Here is a 26,490-nt window from a genome sequence, read left to right as displayed (position 1 = left end):
TGCGACCTGTTGGCGTACGTACAAGCCACCGCCACGCAACGGCACGCGCTTGCCGTTGCCCTCGCTCCACGTACGTACAAGCCACCTTATCACCCACGTGGATGGGGCGCATCCCCATTACGTGCGGCGTGTGCCGATCATACGTCGAGGAGGGACAGCGGCAAGCGCTTCCGGTGCCAACAGGGAGTTCTTCATACGCCGAACAGATCGCAGGCGCAAGGAGTACGTCGAAAAGGGGCAGCGGCAAGCGCTTCCGGTGCCAACAGGGAGTTCTTCATACGCCGAACAGGTCGCAGGCGCGAGGCCTGCCGCTACGCTTTATTCCTCAACCAATACTGGTGTGGCCGCGACACTCTCTTCATGACCAGTCAAAGAGGGAACGAGACCCATGATGGCATACTCAGGATACGCAACGGCTCCATGCTCGTGCAGATCCAGACCTTCGAGCTCGCCCGCTTTGGAGACGCGCAACACACCGACATATTTGAGGGCATACATCATCACCAGCGAGATGGCCAGAGTGGACACCACGGTCACCGCGGAACCAATAAACTGGGTACCCAGTTGACCGAAACCACCACCATAGAGCAGACCTTTGATGACTGCGCTGGTGTCAGCGCCTGTCGGTGTGGGTGCTCCATAGGCACCGGTAGCAAAGAGGCCCAGTGACAGGGTTCCCCAGATACCAGCAAACAGGTGGACAGGAACGGCCCCGATTGGATCATCGATCCGCAGGTATTCCAGTGCATCCAGACCTAAGACCACGACGACGGCAGCCACGATACCGATGAAAAAGGCACCAACCGGATCAACCCAGTAACAGGGGCAGGTGATGGCGACCAGGCCACCCAGGAAGCCGTTAACGGTCAGACCAAGATCCCAGGTTTTATTCTTTGAGCGGAAGTAGGAGTAGAACAGGGCAGCCAGACCAGCTGAACAGGCGGCGAGCGTCGTATTGAATGAGACACGCCCGATACCAACGGTGTCCAACGCCGACAATGTGCTACCAGGATTAAATCCATACCAGCCGAACCAGAGGATCAAGCCACCGACCGCACCGATGATCAAGTCGTGAGCAGGAGGTGGTCCACCACCATCGCGTTTGAAGATACGACCAAGACGAGGTCCCAGAGCCAGGGCACCGGCCAGTGAGATCGCGCCACCAATACTATGCACAACCGTTGAGCCTGCAAAGTCCTTGAAGTTCATCATCGCCAGCCAGCCGTCCGGACCCCAGGTCCAGTGACCGATGATCGGATAGATAAAGCCCGTCACGCCAATACTATACAGGATGTCGCCCCAGAAACCACAGCGGCCAATCATGGCACCCGATGTGATTGTTGAAGCAGTATCAGCAAAGGCAAACTGGAAGACCCAGAAGGCCAGTACGGGGATGCCGGTACCCAGGTAGGTAGAGGGCAGGCCGCTTAAAAAGAACCCATGTGTACCGATCCAGGGTGTTCCAGGCTCAAACATAAAGGCGAAGCCCCAGGCCCAGAACAAAATACCACAGATACAGGTATCAGCAATACCCTCAACCAGAATATTGACCGACTCACGCGAGCGAGCAAAGCCAGCTTCCAGCATAACAAATCCGACCTGCATACCAAATACAAGGAAAGCAGCTACCAGGGTCCAGACGGTATTGATTGCATTGATCGAGGGCGTTGGCGCATCCGCACCCGTGGCAGCATGAACCGCAGTCGGAATAACCCAATACATCACCGACAGGAGCAGTCCCAGGCCTAACAGTTTGCCGCCCATAAAATAGGCAACGTTACGGCGGATGAGAGGATCATGGAAATTCGTGCGTAAGCGTGTCCATGTAGCTCGTAAAAGTGTCGTCATAATTCAATAAGTCCTTTCGGCCGAAATAAGAGCAATAAATATCTCAGGCAGCAGGAAGGCGACAAATCTCATCACTGAGCACTAGATAGAAAGATCAGCCAGCCATTAAATAGCAGCAGCTAGATTTTCTAATTGGGGAGTGGATATATCAGCATTGATGTATCTGTTTTGTATATTTCGTACTTAAATAGAGTATAAGAAATAAGTGGCATACCTTATAAGGTCCAATATGTCACAAATCGCTATCACATATTTGTGCATAGTGCACAAACACCATTATTACAGCGTAGAGATTTTGACTATTACAGCCTGTATATTTTGATCATTTCTTAAGATCCCCAAAAAAACATTGTACAAATTAACCAATACAATGTAATGTAGCGGCAGCCTTTACGGCTGCGATCTGTTGGCGTACCGACAAGCCACCGCCACGCAACGGCACGCGCTTGCCGCTGCCCCCGCTCCACGTACAGACAAGCCACCTCATCACCGCGGGGCGCATCCCCCATGATGTCCAACATGTTACGTATGCCGATCCGACGCCGGGGAGGGGCAGCGGCAAGCGCTTCCGGTGCCCACAGGGAGTTCTTCATACGCCGAACAGATCGCAGGCGCAAGGCCTGCCGCTACGGTGGGGTTTGGATGCGGATGCCCATAGCTTCTACCAGGGCCAACGCCTGCGCGATATTCAGGGTTGCCCCGCTCAACTCTTTAGCGCTCACACGAGCACCATCCAGGGAGCACGAGCTGAGGTCGATACCGCTCAGGCGCGTCCCACTCAACTCGGTCTGGCGAAGATTGCAATCCTCAAAGCTCACCTGGGTGAACTCAGATTCTAACAGGTCCGCTTCCAGCAGATCGCAATGTTCAAAGCGTACATTCTTCAGTCTGGCAAAGCGTAATTGCGCCAGGCTGAGCAAACAATCTTTAAACAGGACATCCTCTAAATAGGACTCGCCGGCCAGAAAGCCGGTCATGTGGCAACCGATGACTTCCACGCGGTGCCAGACGCATTTATACCAGTCGGCCGTAGCAAAGTCACAGCCAGTAAAGCGCACGTCATCAAGCTGGATCTCTTCGAACTCGGTATTGGAGAGCATAATCTGATTAAATGAGGACTCCACAAAAGCTGGCCGGGCCGCGACCTGGGTTGAGAGGTCTATGTTGGCCAGAGCCAGGGAGGTATAGCGTTCATGGTATTGCACATATCCACCAACAATATCCCGCCCCTGTGGCCGCTTCGGTAAGCGTGGCGGACGTACCTGCACTGCTGGCTGATTGGCTTTCGTGGTCATAGCTTCATGCCTTCCTTCTTATTGCATGCGTGACAATTACGAGGCGCTATTTGCTTTCATGCTGCTCCGCTACGGCACGCACTTTGACACCCAATCCAGGATAATTCGGCAGGATCAACTTGCCGCGTTCCACGCTTACTCCCAGGAAAGGATCATCATTAATCAATAGCTGACCATCCAGATCCGCATAATCCACCAGAGGAGTCAGGTGGGCCGCCGCGGTAATCGACAATGAACTCTCGATCATACAACCAAGCATAGTACGCAGATTATAGGCACGAGCCATATGGATCATTTTGAGTACATTATGCATACCACCATTTTTCATCAGCTTGAAATTGACACCATCCACACACTCGCTCAAGCGCGGCAGGTCCTCGATCGTAACACAACTCTCATCCGCAATAATCGGCAGTTCTACATTCTCGCGTACCAGTTTCAGGCCCGCAAGATCATGGGCCGCCACCGGCTGTTCCACAAACTCGATATTATAAGGAACCAGAGCATTGATATTGCGAATCGCTTCCTTCGGTGTCCAACCGGCATTGGCGTCCACGCGGATCACCGCCGAGGACACATCGCGAATCGCTTTCAAGATCTCGATATCGTGGCGCGTACCAACCTTAATCTTCAAAATAGGATAATCCTGTGCCAGCAGCGCCTTCCTGGCCATCTCTGCTGGTGAATCCAGGCCAATCGTAAACGAGGTACGCGGAGTATGCGCAGGATTCAAGCCCAGCAGTTTGTAGACCGGCACACCCAGGATCTTCCCCACAATATCATAAAGCGCCATATCTACCGCCGCCTTGGCCGAAGGATTGAGTCGAATCACCTTATCCAGGCGCTGCATAATCTCCTCAAGCAAAAACGGATCATCCCCCAGATTGCCAGCGAACATCGCAATACAGGCCAGCACCGTCTCCGCACTCTCCCCATAATATTTACTGGGGGCCGCCTCACCATAACCAACCGCCTCCTCATGCTTCACCTCAACCACCACATTCGCCGCAGTATGCTGGACACCACGCGCAATCCGAAAAGGCGTCGTCAACTGAAGATCTATTGGTTTCGCATCGATATGTAACATAAAAATGTTCCCTCATCCAGGCGTGCTACAACAACCTATAAAATACATATAATCCAAATACAAGTGGGACCATAAACCATCATAGCACGCCTGTTCAATGGTAGAAACATCGATCCGCAATCCCCAAATACTCGACCGTCCTGAGCCCAACTCCTGTGCTATAATAGAGGCAAAATTGGCCGCACATCTATGTAGTGAGAGGGATAGCATGCCAACACGAAATGATGCATACGCTTTGATGACCAGCCATGTAAAAAATGAGAATCTACAGAAACATATGCTATCAGTTGAAGCCGCGATGCGCGCTTATGCACGTAAATATGGGGAAGATGAAGAATTGTGGGCGATGACGGGTCTGTTGCATGACTGCGATTATGAAGAATATCCCGATCTCAAGGAACATACGCAGGTGGCAGCCCGCTGGCTCGCAGCAGATGGCTATGATGAGCGCATTATCTACGCGATCCTGGCCCATAATGATATCAATCTGGAGGACCATCCGCGCACCGATCTGCTGTCAAAGGGACTCTACGCCTGTGATGAGATCACGGGTATGATTACAGCAACCGCACTGGTGCGCCCGACAAAAAGTATTGAGGGCCTGGAAGTCTCTTCGGTACGTAAAAAGATGAAGGCCAAAGCCTTTGCGGCCGGTGTGAACCGTGAGGATCTGGTGAAAGGGGCGGAGGAACTGGGAGTGGATCTGAACGAGCATATCGCGTTTGTGATCCAGGCCATGACCGAGGTCGCTGATACGCTGGGACTGGCCGGAACGTCAGACACAAAACAGGAAGTAAGCCGCTAACACACGGTAGTAGTAAAGAACTATGCAGCAAAAAAATACGAAGAATCTACTGGCGCCACAACGGCTCTATACGGCGAAAGAAGTCGCGCAGTATGAATATTGTCCTCTTGTCTGGTGGCATGAGCAATATGATCCGGCGGTGCAGGCTGATAATGACTCTTTGTTCGCGCAGATGGTTGAGATCGAACAGGAATATGGATCTCTGGCCCCTGAAATGCCAGATTATCAGGTGATCGAACAGATTCTGGCGCGGCGTGGTGCCTTCTATGAGGATGCGCGGAGAGCCAAGCAGTTTCCTGAGATGGAGGCCGATGAAGAATTGGATGAGGAGTACGATGAGGCGGTCGAGAATCATCCAAAGGTACGTCGGTTGCTGGGTCTGGCCGTACTGGCGCTCGGTACAGGCGTGGTGCTGGTTGGTTTCTCAATACTGACATTGATCTTAAAATAACGAAGCAGGAAAACGGAAGGATAAACATAACTATGTTAGGGCAGGTACTCTTTGCTAGTGGCATCGGGTTACTCTTATTTTCCGTCGCCTGCTTTCTCTTGCTCTTCAATGAGCGCCGTGTCCAGCGCGATTATCTGGTGCGTGAACATCATCAGGCACTGGGCCTGCCCCCTGGTGAATTGGTCTATGAGAATACCGACGGCCTGGGCGAAGCGATTACCTCGGACGAGTTTCCTGTCAGCGCCAGGCCGACATATATCGTCAGACTGCCAGACAAGCAATTGCTCCCCGTAGATGTCAAACCTATCGCCATCAATGCCATGAATCCCGATAGCCATCATGTCTTGCAGGTGGCCACCTATTGCCTGATCCTGGAAGAATATGCCGAGGAACCACCCACTCATGGCATCCTCCGCTACACCGACCGTGAATTTCCCATTGAATATACAGCCGCCCTGCGCAAAAAGGTCCTGCGCCACCTCAAACAGATGGACCTCTGCTCCTCGCAACTACCGCCATCGCTCAAAAAACAAAAAGTTGCTAAGTGTCGCGCCTGTATCTACCAACCTATTTGTCCGGTGGGCCAGGGCAAATAGAGCCTGTTGATATGTGTACACATCAGGCTTCTTCTTCTGCTCCATAATGATTTTAGAATATTTATCCTTGAATCCCTGCTGTAATATAGAGGATACCCTCTTATCTGGCGATTAGTGAGACTAGATGCTGTAAAAAAAAGTGTCTGAGAGCAGCAAAGACAGGATATTCTCGTCGATAGTTCACATACACAGCAAGAGAGATGATCAGATGGATATACACGTGGAAAAGAAAAAGCAGGCAGGAGAGAGTGGAAGTCAACCTTCAGAAAAGCTTTCGAGAAAACAATTTGAGAGCGAATTAAAAAAGCTACAGACGGAACTGGTCAAGTTGCAAAGCTGGGTGGTACAGAGCGGATTAAGGATAGTCGTCATTTTTGAGGGTCGGGATGCGGCTGGTAAAGGTGGGGCGATTAAGCGCATTACCGAACGTGTCAGTCCTCGTGTCTTCCAGATAGTCGCACTGACGGTGCCAACCGAGCGCGAAAAATCGCAGATGTATTTCCAACGCTACCTGGTCCACCTACCAGCGGCCGGAGAAGTTATGCTTTTCGACCGTAGCTGGTATAATCGTGCCGGTGTTGAACGTGTGATGGGATTCTGTACCGAACAGGAACACCGCGATTTTCTGCAACTCTGTCCAGAAGTTGAACAGATGATTATCCATAACGGTATCATCCTCATCAAATATTGGTTTGAGGTAAGTCAAGAGGAGCAGGAACGCCGCTTTCAGGCTCGCATCAATGATGGACGCAAGGTCTGGAAGCTCAGTCCGATGGATATTGAAGCACATCGTCGCTGGTGTGATTATTCCAGAGCCAAAGATGAGATGTTTCTTGCCACCGATATCCCTGAATCTCCATGGTATGTCGTGCCTGCCGACGATAAGCGTAAGGCCCGCTTGAACTGCATCTCCCATCTGCTAAGTCAGATACCCTATAAAGAAGTTCCAGTCAAATCGATAAAACTGCCCAAACATCAACCCTTAAAGAACTATCAGGAGTTAGAGCTAGCTTATAATATTATTCCCCAGATTTATTAAGCAGTAGTACCAGGGCTTTCCAATTCTCTTTTTGTCCCGCCTTCGGCGGGAGAAGAGGGAGGAGATGCGAGGACACCTCGCGCTCCGGCAAGGGGCTGGCCGCCCCTTGCATCCCCGCTTGCAAGGAGAATTGGAAAGCCCTGGCAGTAGTACATTGTCAATTGACATTCCCTGGCGGGACGCATACACTAAGCAGCAAAAGACTACAGCTCAATTCACTAGCTTTGGAAAGAAATGCGAGAGCAAGCTATGCATACAGTACACGAAGTAATGGAAATGAGCGGTCACATTATTGACTCCTGGACGCTACCAAAGGCCTGGGATACGATTATGGATCGCGGTGGTAATTTTGATGTTGAGGAAATACAGGTTGGTGCCACTAAAGATGATACCAGCTATGTGCGTATTAAAGTCGAGGCCCCAATGATGAGGTGCTTGAACAGATTATTTCTCAGCTCCAACAACTTGGTGCCGTCCTCTTACATGCCGATGATGTTCATACGATAAAGGTCGAACAAGAAGGGGTTCTCCCCGATAAATTCTACTCCACCACCAATTTGCCAACCCAGATACGCCTGAACGGTCAGTGGGTCGAGGTAGAAAAAATTGAGATGGATGTGGCGATTGCCATTGATCGCAAGCAGAATAGTGCCCACTGCCGTCCAATGCACGACGTACACGTCGGCGAAGAGATCGTGATCGGCCATGATGGGATCCGCGTCACGCCCTATGCCCGTGCGCGCAGCCATGATGATTTTGCGTTCATGCAGAGCGATGTATCCTCAGAAAAAGTCAAAGTGCGAGCGATCCACAATATCGCCAAACAGATGAAAGAGGTACGCGCACGCCAGGGGAAGATCCTGTTCGTGCTGGGTCCAGCCGTCATTCATACGGGTGCTGGCCGTTATGTGGCCGAATTGATTCGTATGGGTTATGTACAGGTAATCTTTGGCGGTAACGCGATCATTACCCATGATGTAGAGTCAGCTATGTTTGGTACCTCGCTGGGAGTTGATTTAAAGAGTGGCGAACAGGTTGTGGGTGGACATCGTAATCATCTACGTGCGATCAATACTGTTCGCGGCATTGGCTCAATCGAGAAAACCATTCAGACAGGATTGCTACGCGAGGGCATTACCTATGAAGCCCACAAGCATCACATCCCGATGGTGCTGGCTGGCTCGATCCGTGATGATGGTCCCATGCCTGGCGTGATCTCAGATATGCAGCAGGCACAGGCACGCATGCGCGAAGAGCTTCCGGGTATCGAGATGTCGATCATCGTCGCCTCGATGCTGCATGCCATCGCGACTGGCAATATGCTGCCCGCGCATGTACGCACCGTCGTCGTCGATATCAATCAGTCGGTCGTCACCAAGCTGGCCGATCGTGGTAGCTTCCAGGCCGCCGGACTGGTAACGGACGCGGAACTCTTCCTGCGTGAGTTGGTGGATTTCCTGCGCAAAGAACAATAGTTATTCCTTCACATGGGAGCAGCGCTTGCTTCCATAACAGGATCAGGTGCGCTCGGCCAGCGCGGTTATCTGTTGGGCCAGTTTGAGTAACTCGTCCCGCAGTTCCGTTGGCTGACGCACCACAAACGTACACCGCAACCGGATCAGGATCCAGGCCATCCATTCCAGGTGATCGACATAACACTTCAACACAACCCCATCTTCAACCTGTTCTAACAAAGCCAGCGCCGGTGGTACGATACGTTGCGCTTCTTCCAGGGTGGTATCCAGCAAAACCTCGACAAACCAGGTGGCCGGAGTCGATGGTATGGCCTTTAACACAAACGCCAGGCAATCAAAGTTGTCGGGTCGCACAAAGCTGCGCTCTACTTCTGGCTCAACCCTGACCACCCGATCCAGGCGAAACGTGCGCAGCTCCAGGCGCAGATGACAATAACCAACCACATACCAGTAACCTGAACGATATACCAGTCCATAAGGATCCAGTTGGCGCTGCGTTTCTTTACCCTCATAAGCACGATACGCCATCTGAATACCATGACCCTGACGCGCCGCCTCGCTTAAGGTGATCACAATATCACTGCGTGGGGCCGCTCCTGTTGGTGTGATATCCACGACCAGTGTCTCCTGGAGCGCCTGGATACGCTCCCGCAAGGCCTCAGGCATGACACGCTCAATCTTGGCCAGCGCCCCCTCAACGGCCGGTGTCGCCAACGTCAAGCCCATCTTACGACTGACCAGCAATCCCACGGTCAGTGCCAGGGCCTCATCATCATTAAACATCAGCGGAGGCAACTTGAAGCCCGGGCGCAAGCGATAAGACCCATAACGGCCACGCATACCCTCAACCGGAATCCCCAGATCTTGCAGCATCGTAATATAGCGCCTCACCGTCCGTGGATCCACCTCTAAGCGCTCCGCCAACTCCTGTCCACTGATCTGCTGCCGCGATTGCAACAACTCCAATACGGTCAACACACGCGTTGTCGGAAAATACATTGTCCGTGACTCCTTCACCACCAATATCCTGGCTCTCGTCAAAAAAATATCTAATCAGGGCGAATCTTACCCTCTTTTGACGGTAAACTCAAGATACAAGTTTTTTTTGAGGCTGCATTGGCTATGCAGGGGCAATGCATAAGAAACATAAGACATAAGAACTTAAGAGGAATAGGATGCAAAAAGATACAGCGTTGGTAATCATTGATATCCAGGTCGGCATGATTGATCCTGATATGGCCCATCATCAACCAGCTCTGAAAAACATGCAGACCTTGCTGGAGCGCGCACGTAGCGCTGGCGTTCCCGTGATCTATGTTCAGCATGATGGTCCCAAAGGACATGGCCTGGAGCTCGGTAGCCCTAAATGGCAGATCCATCCCGCGATCGCCCCTCGGGATGGCGAAGCAATTGTCAATAAGCGCGCCTCAGATGCATTTTATGACACCAGATTACAGGAAACCCTGCAACAATACGGTACGCGCCAACTGATCGTGGTCGGTGGCCAGACCCAATACTGCGTCGATACCACCGTCCGACGCGCCACGACCTTCGGCTACAATGTCATCCTGGTCAGCGATGCCCATCTGACCTTCGATACTGACCTGCTCAGTGCGGAGCAGATCATCGCCTTCTATAACTATACCCTGAACGATTTCGGCAGTGATGAAGCCATTATTACCATCAAACCCACCAGCGCCGTATTAAACTAAATCAAGGAAAGAGGAATACAGATATGACTGAGTTTGTCACCAAAGCTGAACTATTAACCCGTATGCAGGCCGGCTATACAGAATTCACAAACCTGCTCTCCTCGCTCAGCGATGAACAGCTGACCACACCCGGCGTCAATGGCAAATGGTCGATCAAAGATAACATCGCCCATTTAAGCGCCTGGCAGAATCGTGTCATTACCGCCCTGCAAGCAATCCATAACCAGGTCGAAGCTGGTGATCCTACACCCGGCATGAGTGAAGATGAAATCAATGAGCTCTATTATCAAACTAGTAAAGATCGTCCACTCTCAGAGGTACGCAACGAGTTCGCCGCCGTTTCTCTGGAGCTTCAGAGCGCGGTTGAGCGCCTCTCAGATCAGCAATTGAATAGTCCGCTTCCCTGGGGCAAATCCCAGAATTCTATCTGGCCCTGGATCGCTGGTAACACCTATGAGCATTATCAGGAACATACCCAGATCATTCAGGAATGGCTGGCCAGCCGAAAGGCATAACTAACGGAAAGAGTAGCACATGACGACGATACAGATCTCACAGGAACAGGCACAGCGCTTACTAGCTAATTATCATTTCACCCCAACCGATCTCCCAGGCGTCTTTAACCGCCTGGGCACGGTGCAGTACGATCCTTTAAATCCTGTTGGCCGCAATGTCGATCTGGTCTTACAGGCACGTGTTCCTGGTTACCGGGTGGATGATTGGCAGCCGGCCGCCTATACGGATCGACTAATATATGATTCCTGGGATAAACAAGCCTGCCTGGTTCCGATCAGCGATTGGGCCATGCGCTCGCATGTCCGTGAACTGTATCGTCCCTATCACGATCGCGAAATCATGGAGGTAGATCCGCAGACGGCACCCGCAGTCCTGGCCGCCATCGATGCCCGTGGACCGCTTTCGTCGCTGGAATTTGAGGATCGTACCCGCATGGCTGATCAAAATTCCTGGTATGGGATGACCAATGTCAAGCGCGTCCTGCGTGCTATGTGGGTCAGTGGGATCGTGGTTACCCACCATCGCAAAAGTGGTCGCCACTACTATGATCGGCCAGAACGCGTCATTCCCACACAGCACTATAACCAGCCCATCCATCCCGATGCCGAAGCCTATCACCGCTGGATCATCGCCCGGCGCTACCAGGCAGTCGGACTCCTGCGCCCCAACGCTGAATCCGCCGTTTGGAGCGCCTGTGGATCCACCGCTGTACGCAAACAGGCCGTGCTCCAGCTGGTAGAAGATGGCACCCTGCTACCGGTCCAGGTTGGCGAGAAAAAAAACCTCTACTACCTGCATCGCCACGCCTTGCCCTATCTCGACACGCCATTGCCAGCAGACCCCGAAGTCAAATTCCTGGGTCCACTGGACAGCATGCTCTGGGACCGAAAAGCCATCCAGCAAATCTTCTCCTTTGACTACCTCTGGGAAGTCTACAAGCCAGTTGCCCAGCGCCGCTGGGGCTACTATGTACTCCCCGTCTTCTATAAGGACCGCTTCATCGCCCGCCTCGACTCCCGCCTCAACGCCAAAACCTGGACCATCTTCAACTGGTGGTGGGAAGACAACTGCCAGCCCGATGCCGAGCTCTATCACGCCATCAAACAAGCCATGCAACGCTTCAAACGCTACCTCGGAGCCGACACCATCCAACTCCCCGAACACCTCATACTCAACCCCTCGTAGCGGCAGCCCTCGCGGCCAATACATTTCGGTTAGGAGACCTGTCGTACCGGCAGCCTTAAAGGCCAATATTTTTCGTTGAAGCGCTTTTGTGGCCATAAAAATAGTACGTGGAGAGGGCGCCACACGCAGAGGCCGGCATGCGGCGTGATGGTGGAGCGAGGGGCTCAAAAAGCATCGCATGCCTGTGGCGCCTACACCGAGACGGATCCTGTTTCGTGATCCTCTTCGAGAAGGTACGGGGAGGATCCACACGATCCCTGTAGGCGCCACAGCACTGCGAAGTCGTTCTTGCACGCTGGCCTGCGCAAACGCAGCAGTGCGGCCTCCGCGTGTGGCGCCCTCTCCACGTACGAGCAAGCCTCCGGTGCAAGCGAGGCCAGCAAAACAAAGAATTGCAAAGTCCTGGGCAGACGCGTCACGATAGGCACAACAGGAAATTTATTATATAATAGAAAAAATTGCCGATTCAACCAATCCCATCAGCTTCGGCCGCTGGGTACTTGAGCTCTTTTATCTGCCACACCCTGACAGTCGGGTGTGACATTTCTTTTTTGTCGTTCGTCCATCACAAAAATATACTGTAGAAGAATGCTATGCAACAATTTCAGCGATCATCATCGACACAACATATTTTGCAGGACTCGGAAGCCGTGACGAACGAGCAAAGTCAGTATCAGACGGCCGAGGACCAGCTGGATGAAGCAGCGCAAGCAGCTGAGCGCGCCAGGCTCCGTCAGGGATTATGCATGTGCGGATCGAGCACTTCTACTGTACGCTGGAAGAGCAGTTGGATCCGTCGTTGCGCGGACAAAGCTTTATCATTGGTACAGGAACTGGACGGCCCAATGAGCCTGGTCGGGTGATCGATGTTTCGCCTGCGGCCGCTCGGATAGGACTGGTACCTGGTATGCCTCTGCGCCGAGCACATCGGATGGCTCCACGCACACGCTTCTTGCCGGCCTCATATGATCATTACCAGCCTATCCTGAAACAGCTCAAGGATCGCTATCGCGCCTATTCACGTATCATTGAAACTATTCCTATTTCCGATGCCTTTATAGATCTGCGTGGCTGCGAAATCCCTTTTACTTCGCCCGCCGCGCTGGCGGAGCGCCTGTGCGCTGAAATCGCGGAACTAGGCTTAAACGCCTTGATCGGGGTCGCCAATGGCAAGTCGACGGCTGAACTGGCTGCACTGATGAGCCGGCGCGATGGACGCCAGGGCGTGCTCTATGTGCCCCAGGGCCATGAAGCATCCTTTGTACAGACACTACCACTGAACATTCTCTTAAAATTGCGGGCCGCCGGTACCGCGCAGTCCACGGCATTACCAGAAACGGGTGAAGGCAGCGAGAATCATGAGGTTGAGGACAAGGGTGAGCCGCAGCTTGATCCGGTGGCGGTAGCTGAAATGGTTGCCCATCTACGCGACTTTGGCATTAACTCGTTTTCCCAGGTCGCCGTATTGAACGAAGAAGGACTGGTTCGGCGCCTGGGTCAACTCGGCACCTGGTTGTACCGCATAGCGATCGGAGAGGATGATACCCTGGTCATACCGGACGCCCCACCGCTGAGTCAGAACGCTCGGGTACACTTCCATCATCAGGCCGATGCGGATGAGACATGTAGCGCGCTGCGCAAACTGGCGGACCATCTGAGTGAACGCTTACGGGAGCAACGCCTCAAAGGGCAATCTATCGCCTTGATCCTCTGGCCCAATAAGCTACATCGCCAGACCCGTAAGCTACAGACGAACGATGATGGCGAAGCAACAACGACGGTGACAGAAGAAACCATCGGTGGTCAGATGTTGCTGGCGCGCCATACCGATGATGCCGATATTATCGCCCACCATGGTCTGATGCTCTTCGCCCATTATCATCGTTCTGGTATGCGCTATCTACAGGTGCAATTGCGGATCGGCGATATGATCACTACGGCCCCAACCAGCTATTATCCACCGCCAGCGCGCTCCCGTGGTCGGCTCACACGTAAACTGTAGGCACACAACGCTAAAGGTCAGTCACTTCTTTGCGGTCCCGTAATTGTTGCAAGGCCGCCAGTTCCTCGCGCCCCCTGGCCTCAAGCTCTTGCTTCCATTCATCTTTATAGGACCGCATCGTCTCAACCAGCGTCTGGGCAATAGCCAGGTTGCGGTACCATTTATGATTGGCGGGCACAATATACCAGGGAGCTTCTTTGGTACTGCATTTGCTTAGAGCGTCTGCATAGGCCTTTTGATAATCATCCCAGTACTTGCGCTCCGCAAAGTCGCTGACCGAGATCTTCCAGGCCTTATCCTTCTCCTCTGTTCGCGCCCGCAGGCGAGCAGTCTGCTCATCCTGACTAATATGCAAGAAAAACTTCAGCACGATAGTATTATTTTCAGTCAGCAGCCGCTCAAAATGGTTGATATCTTTATAGCGACGGCTCCAGACATCCTCCGAAGTAAGATTATGCACACGTACAACCAGCACATCTTCATAGTGTGAGCGATTAAAGATACCAAGCATACCTTTTGCTGGAGCCACCTTATGCACCCGCCAGAGAAAATCGTGCGCGGCCTCTTCAGGGGTCGGAACTTTAAATGAGTTGACCGTACATCCCTGTGGATTGACCTGCGAAAAGACATGACTGATCGTTCCGTCTTTGCCGCTGGTATCCATACCCTGCAACACCATCAAAATACTATGGTGTTGTGCAGCCGCCAGCAATTCTTGTAGCTCACCAAGTTCCTGACCCAGTGCCGCCAGCTGCTGGTCCGCTTCTTCACGCTTGACAGAGGAAGCCACATAAGCGGGATCATATTTTTTGAGATTCACCGAATCGCCTTCAGAGACTTTCCATAATAACTCGTCACCCATAACATCGCGTCCTTTCACAATATATAGCTCTTTTTTGTAACACTCACCGCAAGCTAAAGAGGATGCAAAAGAATGTGATTCTCCACCCAATTCACAGGATAGCCAGGATCGCCATATAGGAAAGCGCTAATCATAAAAATAAGACGCCGTAGATGTGCTATCTACGGCGCGTTCTTTGAGAAAAAAAACGATCGGATGCATTTTTCGCTGTGGTACTACTTTATAGCCACCGTGTAAATGTAGCCAGTATCCACTGGAGGTTTACCGGTGGGATTCGACATGTAGTCTGGCCAATGCAAGGACCATTGCCCAGACTGATTAAAAAGAGCTTGAAAGTAGAATATTTCAAAGACGGGTGGTTTTTTCTGTAAGAGCCTGATCATCACTTCTTGCTGATAGGTCACATGTCGTTTACCAAAATACACACCAGATACGGCTGCCGCCACGCCTTGATCTTTCTGAGTTAATCCCGCTGTACCCATAATTTCGGACCTGACCCCAGACATGATCAGACGCGTTGCACTTGGGGTTATAATAATACGTTGAAAGGTGAGTTTTCCCATATCTACAGTCTGCGTCTGCTGTACCGAAACGACCTTGTAGTCCGGTTGTATCTTTATACTGAAGTTAAATTTCAAGTGGTACGTCTCTAACAATGCACTTGGACCTGGTCGCCGAGGATTATTTGAGGGAAAATCCTGGATAACTAATATATCATCGATAAATTGCAAGGAGATATTACCGCTCCGGTGAGTAAGATCGGGAGTCTCAAACGAGATGATGCTTTTATTACTATGCTGCTCTGTTGTGGTGAGCATCCCAAATTGTATATCTTGAAACTTCATACCATGGTTTATGGTGAGATGAGGATGATCAATCAGCTCGTAAATTTTACTGGTAGCAACTCGTGTGGATGTGTATTTGATGATCGCCCGATTACTATCAATATAGGCGCTATCAACGGCAAATTTCACTTTACCAAACACATGTGTATTGATACTCTGGCTCTGGTTGATTGGTTGATTATAAGCACTATGGCAGATCGCCAGCCAGCCGGCATCATTGAAGGGAGCACAAACGGCATCAGTTATTCCTTTATTCACTGATGGAGATAAAGGGATCGTAGAAGTAGATACTTTGCTGCTAATAAGCCAGAGCGTGCTGGCGATAATCAAACCGGCCACCAATACCGAGAATGCTACCTGCCAGCGTTGTCGGTGCAGTAGTTTGGCAGGGTGAGGCGGCATAAAAGATTGAGGTTTCTGCGCTTGTTCCATCGGAGAATCCTTTCGTACTACCTGTGGTTGTTGCTCCATACCAGCAGCAATGCGCTGCCAGATGCGGTCGCGTTGACTGCTATATTCACTGTAGATTCCAGAGAGCTCATTGATAAATGGCTTGTCGACAAGATCTGCCTGTTGATCCTGTGGATGATGGAGGGACTGTTCAATTTGTTCGTCAATTTGTTCGGGCGTAAATGCTGCATCATGTTTGTACTGATCGTTACTCATTATTATTGATATCCTCCTTTCGGAGTCGATAGTTGGTGCGCAAACGATTGAGGGTGCGTGAAAGCAAGGTACGAATAGAGCCTTCGCTTTTGCGCCAGCGCAGCGCGATTTCGCTACAGTGCAGTCCATCGGCAAAGCGGAGATAGAGCAACTCTTGTTGCTGCTGTGGAAGCGCTAATAGTTGTTGTTGCAAGTCACGTGTCTCCTCACGCAGGATGGTCAAATGTTCAGGTGTACGTTGGTCAGGCTCGAATGATTGTGTGGCACACTGCTCCAGATAGATCGTCGGGTAACGCTCGTTACGGCGATAGCGGTCCACACTTTTATTGTGAGCGGTACGACGTAGCCATGCCAGTTGCTGCTGCGCAGTCAGCGTTGCAATCACAGAACTCTCATAGGCAGCCTGAAAAACCTCTACCAGAATATCTTCAGCTTCCTCCTTTGAAGCAATCTGCAGTGAAATAGAGTTTAAAAGCAAGAGCCAATAATTCTGGTATAGCTGCTCGATTAAACCATGCTGCGTTGGCGTATCATGCATATGTTTGGCCTCATGCACTATCTGGCCTCCTTAGTAAAATTCTCGTATTGTAGTCGTAGAATTCCTCGAAAACGTTACATCGATAAGCCAGTTCAAAACGGCTATGCTATATAAACTACTTTTCAGCTATACCTACCCGTCAGAAATAAACGGTGGGACAAACATGAACTTTTAGCGCATTGAATCGTATGTTATGGTAGTGTTTTATTTCATACTTTCATACTTTCATACTTTCATATGTCTTAAGGAGCTCCGAACTATGCAAAGCCAGAGTCAGGAAGACCCTCAAATGGCGCAAGGACAGGGATATGTCCCCAATAGTGAACACAGCGTCAATCAAGATCCCCGTGAACAACCGTCCACGCAACAATATAGTGTGCCGCCAGGGGCACCATATCAGGAACGTAGCTATCAAGAAGGCTATAGCTATCAGTCGTCCTACGATGATAGCTGGTTTCAGGAGAGCGCGGGAGAAAAGCTCCGCCCACCGCAAAATACACAACATGGTATCAGTACAATCATGCTGGTGCTGGGTGCACTCCTCCTGGGTATCGTGATCGGAAATTTCTTTGGGATCCTTGGTAGCGGGCTTGCCTGGCCGTTTATCATTGTATTGGTGCTGGTTGGTGCCTTTGTGATCTATAGTAACTGGCGTGTGGTCACGACACCGCTACCAGTGGAGAGCTTCCAGATCCAGGAATATGCGCGACTCAACATCCAAAACACCAGCGGCACGGTCTCGATCCGTAAAGGTGAACAAAACGAAGTCACGGTCAGCGCCACGAAGCGCGCCAGTGGACCCTGGGTCACAGCGAAAAACATGCGCATGGACTATGATCAACGTGGAGATGCGCTCAACATTAAAAGTCATATTCACTTCACTCCCTTTCAGTTTGGCTTTCGCGCCATCGATCTGGAGATTACGGTTCCTCAACATTGTGAAATCCAGCTCAAAAATGGCTCAGGCATTATTAACCTCCAGGATATCAATGGCTCGATCAAGGCACGTACTGGTAGTGGCTCACTTACAAGTCACAACCTGCAGGGACAACTGATACTGTCCACGGGTAGTGGGAGAATCGAAGCCGACAATCTCAGCGGGCGCATAGATCTGCAAACCGGCAGTGGGCGCATCATCGGAACACAACTCAATGGCGAGGTCCGACTCAAAACCGGCAGCGGCCGCATCATCGGAACACAACTCAATGGCGAGGTCAGGCTCAAAACCGGCAGCGGCCGCGTCGAGCTCACGGATATGATTGGCCATGGAAACATTATAAGCGGCAGTGGCAGAATTACACTCGCAATGGCTTCTTTGAATGGGATACCGACATCAAAACGGGCAGTGGTCAGATCAACTTCTCCGGATCGGTTGAACCCTCCCGTGACTATCAAATGCGTACAGGCAGTGGTTCCATCAATCTCATGTTACCGGATCTAAGCGCCTTCAGTCTCCACGCCAGCACTGGCTCCGGCAGAGTTATTAATGAATTTGGCAACAACGATATTAGCAGCGGCCCTCGTGCCCGGCTCAATCTCAAAACTGGCAGTGGCAACATCACTGTACAAAAAAGCAGCTAAGGCATAACGGTAGATTCGACCCTTGTGGTCAATACTGTTCAAATAAGAAGAAAGGGGAGAAAATCGATGAGGAAAGACCATTTCTGGCATACTTTAAGATATAGCAATCTTCATATGCAGAAAAGGACATTCCTCATGCACTATAGATTACGCTCTTTGGATCTCGATAGCAAGATGTGCCACCACCTCAGCTTCGAGATCATCGAAGAGGTTTACCCCCGTCAGATGATCTGTGAACAGCTCAGCCAGCATCAGGCCTGGGAAGAGCGCGAACGCAAACTGAATATGCTCGCCATCATCTACGTTCTGTTAGCATCTGCTCTGTGGTCCCGAGAGGCCTTTCCTCGCGTCCTCGAACGGCTCGCCCGCCCACTCCACCTGTTGGGGGTACCACTGAAAGCCATGCATGTCCAGGGCTCGGCCATCAGTGCTCGTCGCCAGCAACTGGGTTCGGCCCCCTTACGTGGACTCTTTGCCCAGGCGTGCCGACCGATGTGCACCTCACAGACCATCGGTGCCTTACGCTTCGGCAAGCGGTTGATGGCCCTGGATGGCACGCGACAGGATGTCGCTGATACGCCCGCCAATGCCGCTGCCTTTGCCCGCCCCAGCAATCAATACGGACCGGGACCCTTTCCGCAAATCCGGCTGTTGCTCTTGAGCGAGTGTGGCAGTCACGCCGTCGTGGATGCGGTTGTCGATTCCTGTGCCGTCACCGAGCGCACTCAGGCGGAAGCGATTGTGGCATCGCTGGAGCCTGACATGTTCCTGCTGCATGATGCCCAATTTACCGGTCGGCCCTTCTGGCAAGCCGTTCGTGACCGTGGTGCTCACGTGATGGGACCCTTGCCCAGCCACCATCTGCATCGCTACCTGCGTCAGCTCAGCGATGGCAGCTATCTCGCCGCCTACACGCCTGGTCGTGGCCAGTCGAAAGGAGAAAAACCCTTGCTGGTACGAGTGATTGAATATCGCATCACTGATGAGCGGCTTGGGGAACCGGATCAGGTGTATCGTCTGGCAACCACCTGGCTCAATCCCCGCACAGCTCCAGCCCTGGAGCTGGTGGAGTGCTACCATGAGCGCTGGGAAGTGGAACTCGTGCTTGATGAGATCAAAACGCACCAACGGCTCCAGCAACCAGTGCTGCGCTCACGTACCCCTGAAGGAGTACGCCAGGAGGTCTATGCTATCTTGTTAGCGCACTATGTCGTGCGCTTCTGGATGCATCAAGCCGCCTGTCAAGCGCAGGTTGATCCGGATCGACTCAGTTTTACGGATGCGGTCTTTGTGCTTACAGAGGCCACGCGTGAACTGGCTCTGGTCGAGCCAGCTGAGCGGGAGGGATTGCTCCAAGAGATGCGCGAGAGGCTCACCGCTCAGGTATTGCCGCTCCGCTGTTTGCGCGTGAACCCTCGGGTGCTCAAAAAGCTCTATCGCAAGTACAAGCGCAAGTCGTGCAACGAACCTCCGCCACCTCCTTTCGATCCTACAGATCAGTTTCTTGATTTTGTCGTTCTTCTTATTTGAACAGTATTGACCCTTGTGGTCGATTTATACCCTTCATAATATCCTTGCTTGGCCATAATCAAGCCGTGACGTGGTAGGCGATGCGTTATTGTGGAGGTCAGGAAATCGACGAAAAAGTTGAATATATCGTTTTATATCTTTTGGGTATTAGAGCATGCTTTGCTTCATCATCATGCCACCATTGGAGGCGTTTCAAAGTCATCCATGGGTTTTATGCTATAATGGATAGTCTTTCCTGGTACGTTATTCCTATAAGTAAGGCAAAGATCCCTCAGCAATCAACGCACCACTATCAGAGTTGCACTGATAAAGGTCGCGAGGCTATCCATAGGGACACAAACTAGATACTGATAATACATGATATAATAGAGTATATTTTTCCTCGCCCAGTCTAATATCGATGCTAGCAAAAATCATCTCGTGTAATCCGAGCTATTGACACATTGCAGTTAAGACACGTATACTGCTTTTGCTGAGAACTCATGTGTGTTTTTGTAGCAGTCGTAGATATTACGATCGACGGGAAGATTGTGGAAGAGAAGTATTCATGGAACAACCAGCCCTATTAAGCATAATACGTACAGAGACAAATTACCGGTTTCGTCTTGATCTTCCCGATGGCCCAACTGGCCAGGAGTATAGTACGGACCTGACACCGGACCAGCGGGAGCGGCTACGACGTGCGCTCCACACGGTTGTTCAAGCCGGTCAAACCGGTGATGGGCGTCGCCAGACTGCCAAGCCGGGACCCACAAATGATGCCTTGCTCTCCTTAGGCCGTTTTCTTTTCGACTCATTGCTTCCTGCCCCGCTCCAGGAAATGGTACGCCGGCTCGATTCCGCACTGCTTATTAGCACCAATACTCCTGATATTCCCTGGGAATTGCTTTTTGATAATAATAACAAGTCCAGGCGCTATCTCTGTCAGGCTCTTAGCGTTGGCCGCTCGCTCCTACAGGATCGTGAGAGCACCCAGCGTGCCGCGAGTCTGGATCGAGTGACGCGTAATAAAGCCAATAAACGTGATACTCAGGGTCTCTCGGTGCTCTTCCTGGTCAATCCAACCAGCGACCGTCCAGGAGCAGAGGAAGAAGTAGCTTCCCTTTGTACCGGTTTGCCTGAATCTGTGACACGCATCATTTTGTATCGCCAGCAAGCCAATCAACTGGAGATGCGGGTACGCATGAGTACCGATGCCCCGCATGTGCTACATTATGCTGGTCCAATGCCAGTGATGAATTCCAACGATGAGCCAGCCCTCGCGCTGGGCGGCAATGCACGCCTGGATGGGGCAGCCCTTGAGCAACTTTTTCAGGGACTCCCCAAACATCCGCTGGTCTTCCTCAGCTATCACGAAGAGGAACGTCCCACCCGCGCAGCTACAGGTATGCTCACCAATGGACAGGATCGCGATGAACGAGCCGAACAACTGGCAGGTGCGATTCTGGCCGCCGGTGCAGGAGCAGTGGTAATAGAGCGCTGGCCGATTCCAGCCGCCCGCGCCCGCGAGTTTATGATGCTTTTCTATCAGGATATCGCGGATGGTGTAGCAGTGGGTGAAAGCGTTACGGCCGTGCGCGTATCGCCATGATCAGCACTATCCAAGAAGATACATCCTGGCTCTCGTTTGTCCTGTATGGAGATCCAACCCAACGTCTGGTCGTGAGCACCCTTTCCAATAAAGAACGTCAGTTTGAGCAGCATATTGATCCGTTCGACGATAGTCAATTGATGTCGCCTCTACTTTCCGCAAGGCAATGCCCCGGACCGACGCTTTTATGAAGGCGGTCCTGGAGTTCGCACTGGGCGAGGCGCGCCGTAATGCATAAGGATTATCTGGGGCACGCCCACACTCTGTTATCGCCCTGACCAAGGCTTGATGGTGGCCTGTACGCACAGACGCCATCCTGCCGCGCTCATAGGCTATCTCACCCAAACAGGGTCGCGACGTGATCCGGCTGGCCCTGGGTTCTGGTAAAGCAACCAGTGACACCCTATTCTGCGACACGGCGCTGCAAAGAGATCCTCCAGACCGCAGAAACATAACGCCATCAATGCCGGCTCCCCTCGGTTGACGAGCGGGCGATCGCCCAGGCCGTCCTGAGTGAAGGTGATGGTGTTACCCATGAGTTACTCACCAAGCTGGGCATTAATCCAATCAACTGATCGAGATGATCCTGACCCAGTAATGCCCATGCGCTCATCGAACTGGTTCCCCAGCGAGCGACTGCCAATCCTGATTCTCTGGTCAATGATCTTCCTGGTGCGATTAATCCTGATTATCGCCGCCAAGGGAGGTAATTCCGCCCTCGAAAAACTGGGACGAGATCTGACCAAACAGGCCAGCAACAAACAGTTAACGCCGCTGATTGGTCGAGAAAAAAATGCATTAATAGATAACTAAGGACGTATAAGATTGATCTGACTCGGCACAACAACCATGTTGACGCCAGCGATTATCAGGTGGTCCACCGATGCGCAAAAACGCCTGAATCGATACATAATCCGATCGCCTGACTCGAGTGGACTCTGGTGATGACGGCACAAAACGCATGAAATCAACCAGCGCAATCTGGAAGGTCCGAGCTGCGTTAACTGACGACTACATCTCAGCAAATATCGCGTGAATTGAAGCACTGCCAGATGGAAACGCGCGCACATCATCCTCTTCATTGATGAATGCATCTCTTGATCGGTCAGACGAGCCGCCGATGGCAGTATCGAGCAGCGGTATACTCAACCAGCACTGCCGTGGCCGACTGCGCTGTATTGGCGCTACTACCCACAGCTATCGGATGATGATGCTGTACTCATGAAGAGCATCATCAGACACCACCCTCGATCATCCGAGGAAGCCTGAGCGCGTCAATCTTTCCGTCCAAATTCTCCCCATATCTTGCGCCTGCAGATAAAAGCTTAGCGTTTGTACGAGGCCTGTTCACAGGCTCGTGTCTTCTCAATTGAAGGACGATCACATGAACAGATATCTCGACGAGATTTGGAGCCTCAACTGTGATTACCAGCGCCATGAAATCTGCCGAGGTGGTCTCGCAACCCAACGGCATTCCCGGCGCGCTCCCAGGGACGTGAGGAAACTGATGCTCTGCTCAGAGCCTGGAGTCCCGCTGAAGTCACCGTCACTCGCAGGATAAGCGGTTAAGCGTGTCGCAACAGGCATTCAACGTGGCACGCGCAGGACTCAAGCCACGCAATCGTCCTTCGGGTGTGTTTATGTTTCTGGGACCAACCGGCGTCGGTAAAACGGAACTGGCCCGCGCCCTGGCGGCAGAGGTCTTTGGCTCGGATGAACATCTGATCCGCGTCGACATGTCAGAGTATATGGAGAAGCACGCCGTCTCACGGATGATTGGTGCCCCTCCTGGCTATGTAGGCTACGATCAAGAGGGTCAATTAACCGGCAAACTACGTCGCCGTCCGCATTGTGTAGTTCTGCTGGACGAAATCGAAAAGGCTCATCCCGAAGTCTTTGATCTCTTCCTGCAGGTCTTTGATGCTGGTCGCCTCACAGATGCTCAGGGACATACAGTAGATGCCCAGCACGCCATCTGGATTATGACCTCCAATGTCGGTACAGATATGCTTGGACGCTCGATGCCCAGCGGCTTCCGCGCCAGCATTAAAGAGACAGCGGAAGAGATGCAGCGCGACCGCCTGCTACAACGGTTACGCGAAACCTTCCGACCCGAATTTCTGAACCGCATCGATGATATCGTGATCTTCCATCCTCTAAATAAGGAACAGACGCATGCCATCACACATCTGCAGATCAATGATCTGGCTGCACGCCTGCTCGAACAGGGTCTGGTTCTGCATGCAGAGGATAGCGCGATTGACCTGCTCTGTAAGGAAGGCTTTAGCCAGACCCAGGGAGCCCGTCCACTACGCCGTGTCATTGAACGCCTCCTGACCGTACCACTGAGCCTGCGCATCTTGCTGGCCAATATTCCCCAGAATGGCGAGGTTCATGTCAGTGCCGCCAATGGCGAATTAGCTATCGATATCCGCGAACCAACGGTACCGGTTGAAGTGCCGGTAGACGCACAGGTAGAAGCCCATTAAATAACCAGAAACAGGGGTCCATTGTCAGGATGCAATGGACCCCTGTTTTTTTCTTATGTAAGACTTCTATGCATATCTTCTCTATAGAAAGCGATTTAAAACGCAGCAGTAATTACCCATAGGCTTGTCATGGGAGCTAATACGATGAAGAAATAGTTAAGTAGAATTAAAGAGCCAGTCAAGCAGGGAGGAGTATACTGTTTTTAGTAGTGAGCGATGAGTGCTGAGGGTGCCAGTCCATTCTGTTGAGCGAAACTCCGCACATTGAACAGAGACCGGACCTGGAAGTTGACTGTTGAGCAAAGCTCCGGACCTTCCATAGTACCTGGAATTTGTACTTGTGACGTTGTAGTTTTGATCCAGATAGCAGTACCCATTGCTCACATACTAAAACAGACTAATCCGATCATCTGTAAGTCTCCCCCTACCTGGAGAATGGCAGGATACGCCGGTATGACGTAGCCTGCCATTCTTTTTTTTACCCTGTTCTCTACACGTAAGGCGTCTCCTCTTTATGACTGAAATTAAGTGGAAGGGATAACAATACTTTTATGATTGATATAGAACATTTTGTACAGGGACTCGATCAGCGACAACGCGTTCAGGTCTGGCATGCTGGTACATGCACCGAACCTGCTCAGTGTGTGCTCTATTGGATGCAGCGCGCACAGCGGGGTCGAGAAAATCATGCCTTAAATACCGCTATCATCCTTGGCAATATCCTGCACTTGCCCGTAGTCACCCTCTTTGTCGTCACGGATTATCCACTGGCCAATCTGCGACACTATACGTTTATGCTTGAAGGGCTAACCATAACAGCTCAACATTTAAAAGAGCGCGGCATCCCCTTGATTATGCGTCGAGGTGCACCGGCTACGGAGGTCACCCAGATCGCCCGGGAGTTACAAGCCGCCGCTGTAGTGAGCGATATGTGCGAGCTACGCTTTCCCCTTCAATGGCGTCAGGATGTAAAGCAGCAACTAGAGGTTCCTTTCATCTGTGTGGATACGGATACCATCGTGCCAATGTGGTGTCATCCCCAACAGGAATATGCCGCCCGGACCATCCGCCCAAAAATACAGCACCTGCTGCCAGCATTCCTGCAACCATTACTCGACGTTGAGGTCCAACAACCACTGACCCAGCCCCCTTGCGATCCTGGAGAGGCTGAAAAGCCATTGCGCTATCTGGATAGCTTACAGATCGACACCAGTGTGCGCCCTCCTCAGGATATTCATGGTGGGTATACTGAGGCTCAAAAAAGCATTCAGCGACTGCTCAAGCAACGCTTGCACGCCTATGCAGACCAGCGCAATAATCCTGAGCTCGTCGGCACCAGCGAGTTGTCAGCCTACCTGCACTTTGGTCAGATCTCGGTGCAGCAACTGGCCTGGGATGTCGAACACTATACACCGGAAGAAACTGGCAGTGCGCATATTGATATCACCGGTGGCAAAGCTGCCTATCTGGAAGAATTGATTATCAGACGTGAACTGGCGATCAACTTCGCTTTTCATAATCCCCATTACGATTCTTTAGAGGGTTGCCCGACCTGGGGCCGTAAAACTCTGCAAAAACACGCCAGCGACCCACGCGAATGGATCTACAGCCTGGAGGAATTTGAGCAAGCCAGAACCCACGACGAGCTCTGGAATGCCGCCCAGAACGAAATGGTCGTCACCGGACGTATGCACGGCTATATGCGGATGTACTGGGCCAAAAAGATCCTTGAGTGGAGTGAGACGCCCGAACAGGCTTTTAATATCGCCGTTTATCTCAATGACAAATACGAACTGGATGGAGAGATGCGAATGGATATACAGGTATTAGCTGGGCCATTGGTGGACTCCATGACAGACCCTGGCACGAACGATCCATCTTTGGCTTGATCCGCTATATGGCTGCCAGTGGGATGAAACGTAAAATGGATACACACTACTATATCGCGAAATACGGCCAGCATCCCCTCATCAAAATGCCCTGACGTAGCGGCGTACGGCTTGTCTGTACGTGCAACGGGGGCGGCGGCAAGCGCTGCCGTTGCGTGGGAGTTGCTTGCTCGGACGTGAACAGGTCGCAGCGGCGAGCGCTGCCGCTACACGCGTTTCTTCGACACGCGACTTTGTGATATCATAAGGGGGAGATCTATACTTCTAGATTGAACATATTCTTACTACACAATAGATGCGCGAGGAGGTTTTCATTTCAGATGAAAGCAGTAAAAACACATGTCGGTCGCTGTGATACATGCGGCGAGCCAGCGGCCTACGCACAGCTCCTGGCTGGCGGTCGCAGTTTTCGTTTCTGTGAGCAACACGCTCCCTTGCTGGTAAAAAAACAGGCCGAAGCAGCCGCCAGCAGCAATAAAAAGTAGACC

The 26,490-nt window shown here is 51.8% G+C and carries 25 protein-coding genes and 1 pseudogene; 18 read left to right on the top strand and 8 right to left on the bottom strand.

What is annotated here, in order from left to right; genetic code table 11:
• Positions 1-318: 318 nt before the first annotated feature.
• The 4 genes from KDW_RS13785 to KDW_RS13775 form a co-directional block, all read right to left on the bottom strand.
• Positions 319-1,848, bottom strand: a complete 1,530-nt coding sequence (locus KDW_RS13785; protein ID WP_151756489.1) for an ammonium transporter — start codon at positions 1,846-1,848, stop codon at positions 319-321.
• A 358-nt stretch (positions 1,849-2,206) separates the two neighbouring features.
• The gene (locus KDW_RS34930; protein WP_269822443.1) at positions 2,207-2,338 is read right to left on the bottom strand and encodes a hypothetical protein; all 132 of its coding nucleotides are present in this window, start codon (positions 2,336-2,338) and stop codon (positions 2,207-2,209) included.
• 136 nt (positions 2,339-2,474) lie between these two features.
• Positions 2,475-3,143 (bottom strand): pentapeptide repeat-containing protein, encoded by a 669-nt coding sequence (locus KDW_RS13780; RefSeq protein ID WP_151756488.1) that lies wholly within the window; start codon positions 3,141-3,143, stop codon positions 2,475-2,477.
• Positions 3,144-3,189: 46 nt separating this feature from the next.
• Complete coding sequence (locus KDW_RS13775; RefSeq protein ID WP_151756487.1) at positions 3,190-4,230, bottom strand: dipeptide epimerase; 1,041 nt, start codon at positions 4,228-4,230, stop codon at positions 3,190-3,192.
• A gap of 208 nt (positions 4,231-4,438) precedes the next feature.
• Here KDW_RS13775 and KDW_RS13770 point away from each other — a divergent pair, with 208 nt between their 5' ends.
• From KDW_RS13770 to KDW_RS13750, 5 genes and pseudogenes are all read left to right on the top strand, one after another.
• Positions 4,439-5,035 (top strand): HDIG domain-containing metalloprotein, encoded by a 597-nt coding sequence (locus KDW_RS13770; RefSeq protein ID WP_151756486.1) that lies wholly within the window; start codon positions 4,439-4,441, stop codon positions 5,033-5,035.
• A gap of 22 nt (positions 5,036-5,057) precedes the next feature.
• Positions 5,058-5,486, top strand: coding sequence for a hypothetical protein (locus tag KDW_RS13765; RefSeq protein ID WP_151756485.1), 429 nt, complete (start codon positions 5,058-5,060; stop codon positions 5,484-5,486).
• A gap of 32 nt (positions 5,487-5,518) precedes the next feature.
• Positions 5,519-6,082: a CRISPR-associated protein Cas4 gene (locus tag KDW_RS13760; RefSeq protein WP_151756484.1), complete on the top strand. Its 564-nt coding sequence runs from the start codon at positions 5,519-5,521 to the stop codon at positions 6,080-6,082.
• A gap of 208 nt (positions 6,083-6,290) precedes the next feature.
• A complete protein-coding gene (gene ppk2, locus KDW_RS13755) occupies positions 6,291-7,121 on the top strand; it encodes a polyphosphate kinase 2 (protein WP_151756483.1) in 831 nt (276 codons plus the stop codon).
• Between the two features lie 234 nt (positions 7,122-7,355).
• Positions 7,356-8,596 (top strand): annotated as a pseudogene (locus KDW_RS13750) (ornithine cyclodeaminase, nickel-pincer nucleotide-dependent).
• Positions 8,597-8,638: 42 nt separating this feature from the next.
• Here KDW_RS13750 and KDW_RS13745 read toward each other — a convergent pair.
• Complete coding sequence (locus tag KDW_RS13745; protein ID WP_151756482.1) at positions 8,639-9,595, bottom strand: helix-turn-helix transcriptional regulator; 957 nt, start codon at positions 9,593-9,595, stop codon at positions 8,639-8,641.
• Positions 9,596-9,771: 176 nt separating this feature from the next.
• On the opposite strand from KDW_RS13745, the gene KDW_RS13740 reads away from it, so the two are divergent.
• The 5 genes from KDW_RS13740 (at position 9,772) to KDW_RS13725 (ending at position 14,011) form a co-directional block, all read left to right on the top strand.
• Positions 9,772-10,308, top strand: coding sequence for a cysteine hydrolase family protein (locus KDW_RS13740; protein WP_151756481.1), 537 nt, complete (start codon positions 9,772-9,774; stop codon positions 10,306-10,308).
• A gap of 23 nt (positions 10,309-10,331) precedes the next feature.
• Positions 10,332-10,823 carry a ClbS/DfsB family four-helix bundle protein gene (locus tag KDW_RS13735; RefSeq protein WP_151756480.1) on the top strand — a complete coding sequence of 164 codons (492 nt, stop codon included), beginning with the start codon at positions 10,332-10,334 and terminating at the stop codon, positions 10,821-10,823.
• Positions 10,824-10,842: 19 nt separating this feature from the next.
• A complete protein-coding gene (locus KDW_RS13730; protein ID WP_151756479.1) occupies positions 10,843-12,009 on the top strand; it encodes a DNA glycosylase AlkZ-like family protein in 1,167 nt (388 codons plus the stop codon).
• Positions 12,010-12,602: 593 nt separating this feature from the next.
• Positions 12,603-12,872, top strand: a complete 270-nt coding sequence (locus KDW_RS31715) for a hypothetical protein (RefSeq protein WP_162005216.1) — start codon at positions 12,603-12,605, stop codon at positions 12,870-12,872.
• A complete protein-coding gene (locus tag KDW_RS13725) occupies positions 12,758-14,011 on the top strand; it encodes a DNA polymerase Y family protein (RefSeq protein ID WP_162005215.1) in 1,254 nt (417 codons plus the stop codon). The genes KDW_RS31715 and KDW_RS13725 overlap by 115 nt, the downstream gene beginning before the upstream one ends.
• A 10-nt stretch (positions 14,012-14,021) precedes the next feature.
• On the opposite strand, the gene KDW_RS13720 is transcribed toward KDW_RS13725, so the two are convergent.
• The 3 genes from KDW_RS13720 to KDW_RS13710 form a co-directional block, all read right to left on the bottom strand.
• Positions 14,022-14,891, bottom strand: a complete 870-nt coding sequence (locus KDW_RS13720) for a polyphosphate kinase 2 family protein (protein ID WP_233097692.1) — start codon at positions 14,889-14,891, stop codon at positions 14,022-14,024.
• Positions 14,892-15,088: 197 nt separating this feature from the next.
• Positions 15,089-16,384 carry a hypothetical protein gene (locus tag KDW_RS13715; protein WP_151756477.1) on the bottom strand — a complete coding sequence of 432 codons (1,296 nt, stop codon included), beginning with the start codon at positions 16,382-16,384 and terminating at the stop codon, positions 15,089-15,091.
• Positions 16,377-16,940 carry an RNA polymerase sigma factor gene (locus KDW_RS13710; protein ID WP_151756476.1) on the bottom strand — a complete coding sequence of 188 codons (564 nt, stop codon included), beginning with the start codon at positions 16,938-16,940 and terminating at the stop codon, positions 16,377-16,379. The genes KDW_RS13715 and KDW_RS13710 overlap by 8 nt, the downstream gene beginning before the upstream one ends.
• A gap of 241 nt (positions 16,941-17,181) precedes the next feature.
• Here KDW_RS13710 and KDW_RS13705 point away from each other — a divergent pair, with 241 nt between their 5' ends.
• From KDW_RS13705 to KDW_RS31710, 8 genes are all read left to right on the top strand, one after another.
• Entirely contained in the window at positions 17,182-18,363 is a 1,182-nt protein-coding gene (locus tag KDW_RS13705; protein WP_162005214.1) for a DUF4097 family beta strand repeat-containing protein, read from the top strand.
• 275 nt (positions 18,364-18,638) lie between these two features.
• Positions 18,639-20,033 (top strand): IS4 family transposase, encoded by a 1,395-nt coding sequence (locus KDW_RS13695; protein ID WP_162005213.1) that lies wholly within the window; start codon positions 18,639-18,641, stop codon positions 20,031-20,033.
• Between the two features lie 547 nt (positions 20,034-20,580).
• Complete coding sequence (locus tag KDW_RS13690; RefSeq protein ID WP_151756472.1) at positions 20,581-21,624, top strand: CHAT domain-containing protein; 1,044 nt, start codon at positions 20,581-20,583, stop codon at positions 21,622-21,624.
• Positions 21,621-21,815: a hypothetical protein gene (locus tag KDW_RS13685; protein WP_151756471.1), complete on the top strand. Its 195-nt coding sequence runs from the start codon at positions 21,621-21,623 to the stop codon at positions 21,813-21,815. Before KDW_RS13690 ends, KDW_RS13685 begins: the two co-directional genes overlap by 4 nt.
• 343 nt (positions 21,816-22,158) lie before the next feature.
• Positions 22,159-22,437 carry a hypothetical protein gene (locus KDW_RS13680; protein WP_151756470.1) on the top strand — a complete coding sequence of 93 codons (279 nt, stop codon included), beginning with the start codon at positions 22,159-22,161 and terminating at the stop codon, positions 22,435-22,437.
• Between the two features lie 758 nt (positions 22,438-23,195).
• A complete protein-coding gene (locus KDW_RS13675) occupies positions 23,196-24,113 on the top strand; it encodes an AAA family ATPase (RefSeq protein ID WP_151756469.1) in 918 nt (305 codons plus the stop codon).
• Positions 24,114-24,664: 551 nt separating this feature from the next.
• Positions 24,665-26,002: a deoxyribodipyrimidine photo-lyase gene (locus KDW_RS13670; RefSeq protein ID WP_151756468.1), complete on the top strand. Its 1,338-nt coding sequence runs from the start codon at positions 24,665-24,667 to the stop codon at positions 26,000-26,002.
• 320 nt (positions 26,003-26,322) lie between these two features.
• Positions 26,323-26,487: a hypothetical protein gene (locus KDW_RS31710; protein ID WP_160145872.1), complete on the top strand. Its 165-nt coding sequence runs from the start codon at positions 26,323-26,325 to the stop codon at positions 26,485-26,487.
• Positions 26,488-26,490: the final 3 nt, after the last annotated feature.

This window comes from Dictyobacter vulcani, from assembly GCF_008974265.1.
Taxonomy (GTDB): domain Bacteria; phylum Chloroflexota; class Ktedonobacteria; order Ktedonobacterales; family Ktedonobacteraceae; genus Dictyobacter; species Dictyobacter vulcani.
Note: the sequence above shows the minus strand (reverse complement) of the source record. Positions and strands in the feature narration are given on the sequence as shown.